Source organism: Pseudomonas sp. WC1 (genome assembly GCF_050586565.1).
Classification (GTDB): Bacteria; Pseudomonadota; Gammaproteobacteria; order Pseudomonadales; family Pseudomonadaceae; genus Aquipseudomonas.
This window is the reverse complement of record NZ_JBOBDQ010000070.1, coordinates 19,275-28,039: the sequence shown is the minus strand read 5'-3', so window position 1 is coordinate 28,039 and position 8,765 is coordinate 19,275. Positions and strand designations below refer to the sequence as shown.

Genomic DNA, 8,765 nt, shown 5'->3' with positions numbered 1-8,765 from the left:
ACTTCAGACGATACGGACTTTCAGGGCGCGACCTTTGATCTTGCCGCTGTTCAGGCGCTGCATGGCCTGTTTGGCCACTGCTCGCTCGACGGCCACGAATGCCACGAAGTCGAAGATGGCAATCTTGCCCACCTGCTTGCCCGGCAGCCCGGCGTCGCCGGTCAGCGCGCCGAGGATATCGCCCGGGCGCAGCTTGTCCTTGCGCCCGGCGGCGATGCACAGGGTGGTCATCGGTGGCAGCAGCGGCTCGCCGCCTTTGCTTTTGAGGCTGTCCAGCTGTTCCCAGCGCAGCGGCTGCTTCTGCAAGTCTTCGATGGCCTGGGCGCGATGGCCTTCGGCCGGTGCCACCAGGCTGACCGCCACGCCTTTCTCGCCGGCGCGACCGGTACGGCCAACGCGGTGCACGTGGATCTCGGCATCACGCGCCAGTTCGACGTTGATGACCATGTCCAGGCCATCGATGTCCAGGCCGCGGGCGGCCACGTCGGTGGCCACCAGCACCGAGCTGCTGCGGTTGGCGAACATCGTCAGCACCTGGTCGCGGTCACGTTGCTCCAGGTCGCCGTGCAGGGCCTGGGCGACGATGCCCTTGGCGGTGAGGTGGGCGACCACGTCCTCGCACTGCTGCTTGGTGAAGCAGAACGCCACGCAGGACTGTGGACGGTAGTGGCCGAGTACACGGGTCACGGCGTCCAGGCGCTGCTGAGCGTCGATCTCGATGAAGCGCTGTTCAATCTGGTTGTCGCTGTGCAGCGCTTCGACCTTTACCTGTTGCGGCTGGCGCATGAAGGCTTTGGCCAACTGCTCGATACCGGCCGGGTAGGTGGCCGAGAACAGCAGGGTCTGGCGGCGCGCCGGGGTCTTGCCGATGATGCTGGCGATGGCGTCGAAGAAGCCCATGTCGAGCATGCGGTCGGCTTCGTCGAGTACCAGGGTGTTGAGCCCGTCGAGGACCAGTGTGCCCTTGTCCAGGTGCTGCTGGATGCGCCCCGGGGTGCCGACGATGATGTGCGCGCCGTGTTCCAGCGAGGCGATCTGCGGGCCCAACGAGACGCCGCCGCACAGGGTGAGGATCTTGATGTTGTCCTCGGCGCGGGCCAGGCGGCGCAGCTCCTTGGCCACCTGGTCGGCCAGCTCGCGGGTCGGGCACAGCACCAGGGCCTGGCAGCCGAAGTAGCGCGGGTTGATCGGGTTGAGCAGGCCGATGCCGAAGGCGGCGGTCTTGCCGCTGCCGGTCTTGGCCTGGGCGATCAGGTCCTGGCCCTTGAGGATCACCGGCAGGCTCTGGGCCTGGATCGGGGTCATCGAGGCATAGCCCAGGGCGTCCAGGTTGGCCAGCATGGCAGCGGACAGCGGGAGGGTGGCAAAGGCGGTGGTTTCAACGGTCACGAGGCGGGCCTGCGGTGCGAAGCGAAAAATGTCGCACAGTCTACCAGCCTCGAAGCCATTCGCCCTACGACTCCACGTGCTCTTCCGGACGACGGGCGCGCCTTCCGTCTGTCGGCGCCAGTTGCAGGAAGATCGCTGCCGCCAGCATGGCCATCACGCCGATGGTGACGAAGGTCAGCTGGAACGCCCCCAGGGTGCTTTCCACGCCTTCGGCGCTGCCGGCCGCGGTGAAACCACCGAGCAGCGCGCCGGCGCAGGCCACGCCCAGGCTCAGCGACAGTTGCGCGACCACCGACAGCAGGCTGTTGCCGCTGCTGGCGCTGGCGTCGTCCAGGTCGATCAGGGTCACGGTGTTCATCGCCGTGAACTGCATCGAGTTCACCGCACCCAGCATCGCCAGCTGCGCCAGCAGCAGCGCATACGGCGTCTGTTCGTCGACCAGCCCCAGGCTGGCCAGCAGCAGGCCCAGCAGCAGGGTGTTGCCGGTGAGCACGATGCGGTAGCCGAGGCGCTCGATCAGCGGCCGGGCGACCGACTTGGCGAGCATCGCCGCCGCCGCCAGCGGAATCATGCTCATCCCGGCCTGGGCCGGTGAATAACCCAGCGCCACTTGCAGCAGCAACGGCACCAGGAAGGGCAGGGCGCCGCTGCCCAGGCGGGCGAACAGGTTGCCGAGGATGCCGATGGCGAAAGTGCGTACGCGGAATAGTGACGGCGAGAACAGTGGCTCCGGGTCGCGCCCGGCGCGCAGCCAGTAGGCGGCCAGGCAGGCCATGCCGGCGAACAGCAACAGCATCACCCGCAGGTGCGGCAGGTGCAGTTCGCCCAGGCCTTCCATGGCGATGGTGATCAGTACCATCGCCGCGCCGAACAACAGGAAGCCAGGCCCGTCGAAGGTGGTGCGCTCGGCGCCGCGCAGGTCGGGGATGAACCTCCACACCGCATAGCAACCCACGGCGCCCACCGGCAGGTTGAGCAGGAAGATCCAGTGCCAGCTGAGGATTTCCACCAGCCAGCCGCCCACGGTCGGGCCGAGCAGTGGCCCCAGCAGGCCGGGGATGGTGATGAAGCTCATGATCCGCACCAGTTCGCTGCGCGGGTAGGCGCGCAACACCACCAGCCTTCCCACGGGCAGCATCAGTGCGCCGCCCAGGCCTTGCACGACCCGGGCGAAGATCAGGAAGCCGAGGCTGTTGGCCATGGCGCACAACAGCGAGCCGAAGCTGAACAGCAGGATGGCGCTGAAGAAAATGCGCTTGGTGCCGAAGCGGTCGGCGATCCAGCCCGATGCCGGGATCAGCAAGGCCACGGTGAGCATATAGGCGATGATCACCCCCTGCATGCGCAGCGGGTCCTCGGCAAGCGACCGGGCCATGGCCGGCAGCGCGGTGTTGAGGATGGTGCCGTCGAGCGATTGCATGAAGAAGGCGATGGCCACCACCCAGGGGATCCAGCGGGCGGTGACGGGGTCCAGCGGGGCACGGTCGGGCATGGGTTACCTCAATGTCCTGTGTTGCCGGTGCTGGCCTCATCGCCGGCAAGCCGGCTCCCACAGGGGCAGTGCATGCCGGCCACTGTGGGAACTGGCTTGTCAGCGATGAGGCCAGTCCTGTCGATCACAATGTCAGGGTCAGGCCTTTGACCAACGCCCCGGGCAGATGACTCGACCCGGTGCTGCGCTGCCCGTAGGTGCTGGTCGACAGGATCATCTCGCGCTCCTGGGTCAGGTCCTCCAGTTGGCTGCCCAGCAGGTTGTAGAGGCTGTCGTCGAAGCGCATGGTGCTCACCGGGCCCTGGATCTGCCCGTTCTCCACCCAGAAAGTGGCGAAGCGGGTCAGCCCGGTCATGCGCGCCGCCGGCAGGTCCGAGTAGTTCAGGTACCAGAGGTTGCTGATGTAAAGGCCAGTGCCCAGACGTTCGAGAATCTGCTCGCCGGGCAGGTTGCCCGGCGCCAGGCTCAGCGCGCAGGGCGACTCGTAGCTGTCGGCGCCATTGGCCCGCTGGCCGAATTCGACGGCGCTGCGCGCACTCACCAGTCGCTCCAGCGCCCGCCCTTCGCCGATCAGCAGCAGGTCTCGGCGCGGCGAGCCCTCGTCGGAGAAGGCCGGACTCAGCGAGCCGCTGACCTGTTCGCTGAAGCTCACCAGTGGGCTCAACTGCGCGTCGCCGTTGTACAGGCGCTGCAACGGGCTGTTGCCAGTGGCCAGGGCTTGTGTCGAGAAGCCTCCCCAGCACAGCATGCCGGCGATCTCGTCCATCGCCGCCGGCGCCAGGTAGGCGCGGTAGCTGCCGGGCTTGAGGGTGACGGCCGGGCGCCCCAGGTGCGCCAACTGTTCGCGAGCCTGACACAGGCGTGCGGCAAAGGTTTCGCCGCTCCAGGCCTGCCCTGCGTAGTTGGCTTTGACGGCTTGGCCGTTGGCGTGGAACAGGCTCCAGTCAAAGTTGAAACTGTTGGCCTGGTGCCAGCCAAAGGCGCCGAACGAGCTGGCGAAGCCGCGGCAGATGGGGCCGGCGGCATAGATGCCGACCAGGTCCAGATCGCCGGCTCCACGCTCGACCAAGGCCAGCACTTCGTCCAGCTCGGGCAGTGGCTGCTCCTGCAGGCTATGGCTGTGCCAGGCGCTGTCGTCGAGGTTCAGGTAGGGATCTACAGCCAGCAGCGGCAGGGTCTGGCGCAGCTGCGCCAGGGCATCGTGCAGGCGCTGGCGGTCCAGCTCTGAATCGTCGCCCAGGGTGATCTGTTGCTCGGCCTGGCGCCCGTCGCGGACCAGCCGCAACTGCACGCTGGCCTGGCTGACCAGCCCGGCCTGGCGCACCTTGGCGTGGTTGAAACGCACGAACTGTGAGTGCTCGGCGCTGTAGCCCAGGGTGAACTGCTCACCGGGCTGCATGGCGGCGTTCAGGCCATCGAGCAAGCTTTCGAAACGTTGCTGGTAGACGGTGCTCATCAGGCGTCCCCTCCGAATACGTCGATCTGGCGGAACACGCAGGCCGGCGAGGCGTGGCCGACCCGCACCACCTGGTTGGGCTCGCCTTTGCCGCAGTTGGGCGTGCCGAGTACCTGGAAGGTACTGCGGTCACCTACCGCCGAGAGGTTGCGCCAGAAGTCGGCGGAGATGCCGCGATAGTTCGGGTTCTTCACCACGCCCTTGAGTTCGCCGTTCTCGATCAGTTGGCCCCACTCACAACCGAACTGGAATTTGTTGCGCGCATCATCAATGGACCAGGAGCGGTTGGTGCGCATCAGGATGCCGTGCTCGATGCCGGCGATCAGTTGCGCAAGCGTCTGGTCGCCCGGCTCGATATTGAGGTTGGCCATGCGGTCGATCGGCGCGCGGTTCCAGCCGCAGGCGCGGCTGTTGGCCACGCCGTCCAGGCCCGAGCGCAGTTGCGACAGGGCGCCACCCAGGGGGCGCACCAGCAGGCCATCACGGATCAGGAACTGCTTGCTGGCCGGAGTGCCGTCGTCATCGAAGCTGTAGCTGGCCAGCTCCTCATGGATTGTCGGGTCGAAGGTCACGTTGAGCAGCTTCGAGCCGTACTGTAGATGACCGAAGTCGCCGGCTTTGACGAAGCTGGTGCCTGCGTAGTTGCGCTCATCGCCGAGAATGCGGTCCAGTTCCAGCGGGTGGCCGATGGATTCGTGGATCTGCAGCATCATCTGGTCGGGCATCAGCAACAGATCGCGCTGACCGGCCGGGGTGTTCGGCGCCAGCAGCAGTTGCAGCGCCTCGTCGGCCACCCGGCGGGCCGCGCCGACCAGGCCGCAGCGCTCGACCACTTCGAAGCCGCCTTGCTGGCCGAAGTTCTCCCGGCCCAGGCTGCGGCTCTGGCTGTCCTGGCCGTCGCTGGCGGTGACGGCCAGGCCTGGGTAGATGAAGCGCTGGGCGTGACGCAGCTCGGCGCCGGCGGAGTTCAGGTAGGTCTGTTCGACCACACTGAAGCCCAGGCTCGCCTGCCAGTCCACCAGGCGCTCGTCCCTGGGTACGCTGGCGGACTCGGCGGCGAGCAGCTCCAGGCAGTCGGCGAGGTTGGGCAGGGACTGTTCGAAATTGGGCGAGACATGATCGTGACGCCCGCTCGGGGCGGCTTGGCCGCTCAGGTCGAGCAGGCTGCTGGCCTTGATCCGCCGGGCGAGTGCCTCGGCCTGTTCCAGGGCGCGTTGCAGGCCTGCCTGGGACAGGTCGGCGGTGGCCGCGTAGGCCTCGACGCCATTGACCCGCACAGTGAGCATGGCGCCTTCGTCCTGGCTGAAGAAGGGCGGCTCAGCGACGTTGCGCCGAACCGACAGTGACTGGTGCGATTGCTTCACATGGCGAAGCGAGAACAGTTCGGCCGTGCTGCGCAGCGCTTGGAAACGCTGGCGCAGCAGGGTGCTGGAGTCGAACATGGGAAACCTCCGTGTGCGCGGTGGCTCCCCCTAGAACCACCCCTCTTGCATGCCCAGGCACGTATCGTCGCGGGCCTCGAGCAAAGCGAGGTCATTATGGCAGCCCGGCACTTCCCAGGTGAGGAAATAACGCGCGGCCTGGAGCTTGCCTTGGTAGAAGTCGCGGTCGCGGCCCTTGAGCAGGCCGACCTCGGCATGGATGGCCTGCTCCAGCCAGCGCCAGCCGATCACGCAGTGGCCGAAGGCCTTGAGGTACAGCGCCGAGTTGGCCAGGGCCCCAGCGACCTTGCCTTGGGCCAGGTCACCGAGCAGGACGAGGGTGACCGCTTGCAGGCGATTGACCAGCTGTTCCAGTGGCTGGCGCAGGTTGTCCAGGTTCGGATGATGGCTGGCGCGCTCGCAGGTGCCGGCGATCCGGCGGATCAGTTGCTTGAGCCCGGCGCCGTTGTTCTGCGCCAGCTTGCGCCCGAGCAGGTCGAGCGACTGGATGCCTTCGGTACCTTCGTGGATCGGGTTGAGGCGGTTGTCGCGGTAGTACTGTTCCACCGGGTACTCGCGGGTATAGCCGTGGCCGCCCAGGATCTGGATTGCCAGCTCGTTGGCCTTCAGGCAGAACGCCGAAGGCCAGGACTTGACGATCGGGGTGAGCAGGTCGAGCAATTCCTGGGCTTGCTGGCGGGTGTTTTCATCCGCCGCCGTGTGGGTGTCATCGAACAGCCGGGCCGCGTACAGGCCCAGGTCGAAAGCACCCTCCACGTAGGCCTTCTGTGCCAGCAGCATGCGTTTGACGTCGCTGTGCTCGATGATCGGCACAGCGGGGCTGTGCGGCTCCTTGTTGTCCGGCAGGCGGCCCTGTGGGCGTTGGCGGGCGTACTCCAGTGAATACAGGTAGCCGGCGTAGCCGAGCAACGCCGCGCCCATGCCGACGCCGATGCGCGCCTCGTTCATCATCTGGAACATGCAGGCCAGGCCCTGGTGCGGCTGGCCGACCAGGTAGCCGACGCACTGGCCGTTGTCGCCGAAATTTAGCGCGGTAGAAGTGGTGCCGCGCCAGCCCATCTTGTGGAACAGCCCGGCCAGCAGCACATCGTTGCGCGGACCCAGGCTGCCGTCGGGGTTGACCAGGTACTTGGGCACGATGAACAGCGAGATGCCCTTCACCCCGGCCGGCGCGTCCGGCAGCTTGGCCAGAACCATGTGCACGATGTTCTCGGACAACTCGTGGTCGCCGCCGGAGATGAAGATCTTGTTGCCTCTGAGCCGGTAGCTGCCGTCACCTGCGGGTTCGGCGCGGGTGCGGATATCGGCCAGCGACGAGCCGGCATGCGGCTCGGTCAGGGCCATGGTGCCGAAGTAGCGGCCCTCGATCATCGGCTGCAGGAACAGGCGCTTTTGCTCCTCAGTGCCGAAACTCTCGATCAGGTTGGCCGCGCCCATGGTCAGGAACGGGTAGGCCGTGGTGCCGGCGTTGGCCGCCTGGAAGTGGGCGAAGCAGGCTTGCGATACCAGGCTGGGCAGCTGCATGCCGCCGACTTCGAAGTCGCGGTTGGCGTTGAGAAAGCCCGCTTCGAGGAAGGCGTCTACGGCCGGTTTCACTTCCGGGATCAGCTCGGCACGGCCGTCCACGTAGCGCGGCTCGTTTTCATCGCCTTTGCGGTTGTGCGGGGCGAAGTACTTTTCGGCAACGGTGCGGGCGGTGGTCAGCGCCGCGTCGAAGGTCTCGCGGCTGTGCTCGGCGAAGCGCGGACGCTGGGTCAGGGCCTCGGCGTCGAGGACTTCGTAGAGTTCGAAGGCGAGGTTGCGGCTGCTGAGGAGTTGCTCGGACATGGCTGCATTCCTGGTTCGGGGTGCAGCGAGTCTAGGCGGGGTGGTGGGGCAGGGGACAGGTTAATTGGTGTGGGTGATATGGGGGCAGAAGTGGCCATCGCCCAGGTCACCTTGGGCAACCTGACCATCACCGGGATCATGGAGGAAAAGCTCCAACTGCTCTGGGCCTCGTATTACCTGAGCGCCCTGGCCAAGGCGCTGATGGACGATGCCGAACTGGGCATGGGGTGTTGACGACCCAAAAAGGGCATCGCGGGGCAAGTCGCATCGGCGCCCCGCCGCTCCCACGCATTTGAGTACTGCTGCAGGAGTGGGGCTGTCTTGATATCTCGCCAAGCGCCGGTTTGGGACAGCTCCTACATGGCAGCAGGATTTAACGCTGTTATGCCGCTGCGGAAATTCCGGTTCCATATCCACCTTTCCCAGCGGCAATCAGTTCTCCAAATAGTTTCAGGGCTCGACCTTGCGAGTTGTACACAAGTTTGTACAATGTTTGGCAGGCAGGTCGCACAGCGCCGACCTGCCATCAAGGCCTGTTGACTCTCGAGAACTGATCCAGGCGGTACCTGGAAAGGAAGGAAAAATGCATGTACTGACGTTCAGCCAGGCACGCGCCGACCTGAAGCAGACAATGGACGACGTATGCCGGGACCATGAGCCGGCAGTCATCACACGTCAGCGTGGCGAGCCGGTCGTGATGATTTCGCTCGAGGACTACAACGGCATGCGCGAGACCATGTACCTGCTGGAGTCGTCCGCGAACGCCAAGCGTCTTCGCGCTTCCATTGCTCAGCTCCGGGCTGGTAAGGCCGTTACCCAGGAACTGGCACTCGATGAATGTGAAAGCCAAGCAACGAAACAAGACTGAGGCGCGAAGCACCACAAGCGTGGCCTTCACTGCTGAGGGGTGGGAAGACTACGGTTACTGGCGAAACAGTGATGTCGCTATCTTCCAGCGCATCAACATGATGATCTGTGAGTGCCTGCGCAGCCCTTTCAAAGGCACCGGCAAGCCAGAGCCGCTCAAAGGCGACTTGTCAGGTTTCTGGTCTCGCCGTATCACTCGCGAACACCGATTGGTCTACTTCTACGAGGCGGGAACCCTGACCATCCTGCAGTTCCGTTACCACTATGACGATTAGGCCAAGCGCCCACAAAA

General features: G+C 65.6%; 7 protein-coding genes and 1 pseudogene. 3 read left to right on the top strand and 5 right to left on the bottom strand.

The window, feature by feature from the left end; translation table 11 throughout:
- Positions 1–3 precede the first annotated feature (3 nt).
- The 5 genes from dbpA to ACQ4OD_RS23700 form a co-directional block, all read right to left on the bottom strand.
- Positions 4–1,341: an ATP-dependent RNA helicase DbpA gene (dbpA, locus tag ACQ4OD_RS23720; RefSeq protein WP_258601106.1), complete on the bottom strand. Its 1,338-nt coding sequence runs from the start codon at positions 1,339–1,341 to the stop codon at positions 4–6.
- A gap of 112 nt (positions 1,342–1,453) precedes the next feature.
- Complete coding sequence (mdtD, locus tag ACQ4OD_RS23715) at positions 1,454–2,881, bottom strand: multidrug transporter subunit MdtD (RefSeq protein ID WP_023632381.1); 1,428 nt, start codon at positions 2,879–2,881, stop codon at positions 1,454–1,456.
- 124 nt (positions 2,882–3,005) lie between these two features.
- On the bottom strand, positions 3,006–4,337 hold the full coding sequence (locus ACQ4OD_RS23710; protein WP_139673939.1) for a TldD/PmbA family protein: 1,332 nt from the start codon (positions 4,335–4,337) through the stop codon (positions 3,006–3,008).
- On the bottom strand, positions 4,337–5,779 hold the full coding sequence (locus ACQ4OD_RS23705; protein ID WP_139673936.1) for a TldD/PmbA family protein: 1,443 nt from the start codon (positions 5,777–5,779) through the stop codon (positions 4,337–4,339). Before ACQ4OD_RS23705 ends, ACQ4OD_RS23710 begins: the two co-directional genes overlap by 1 nt.
- 30 nt (positions 5,780–5,809) lie before the next feature.
- A complete protein-coding gene (locus ACQ4OD_RS23700) occupies positions 5,810–7,606 on the bottom strand; it encodes an acyl-CoA dehydrogenase (RefSeq protein WP_430945027.1) in 1,797 nt (598 codons plus the stop codon).
- Positions 7,607–7,723: 117 nt separating this feature from the next.
- Here ACQ4OD_RS23700 and ACQ4OD_RS23695 point away from each other — a divergent pair.
- The 3 genes and pseudogenes from ACQ4OD_RS23695 to ACQ4OD_RS23685 form a co-directional block, all read left to right on the top strand.
- Positions 7,724–7,840: pseudogene (locus ACQ4OD_RS23695) on the top strand (DUF3077 domain-containing protein); the annotation flags it as partial.
- 349 nt (positions 7,841–8,189) lie between these two features.
- Entirely contained in the window at positions 8,190–8,474 is a 285-nt protein-coding gene (locus tag ACQ4OD_RS23690; RefSeq protein ID WP_023630627.1) for a type II toxin-antitoxin system Phd/YefM family antitoxin, read from the top strand.
- Positions 8,440–8,748: a Txe/YoeB family addiction module toxin gene (locus ACQ4OD_RS23685; RefSeq protein WP_430945026.1), complete on the top strand. Its 309-nt coding sequence runs from the start codon at positions 8,440–8,442 to the stop codon at positions 8,746–8,748. The genes ACQ4OD_RS23690 and ACQ4OD_RS23685 overlap by 35 nt, the downstream gene beginning before the upstream one ends.
- Positions 8,749–8,765 lie beyond the last annotated feature (17 nt).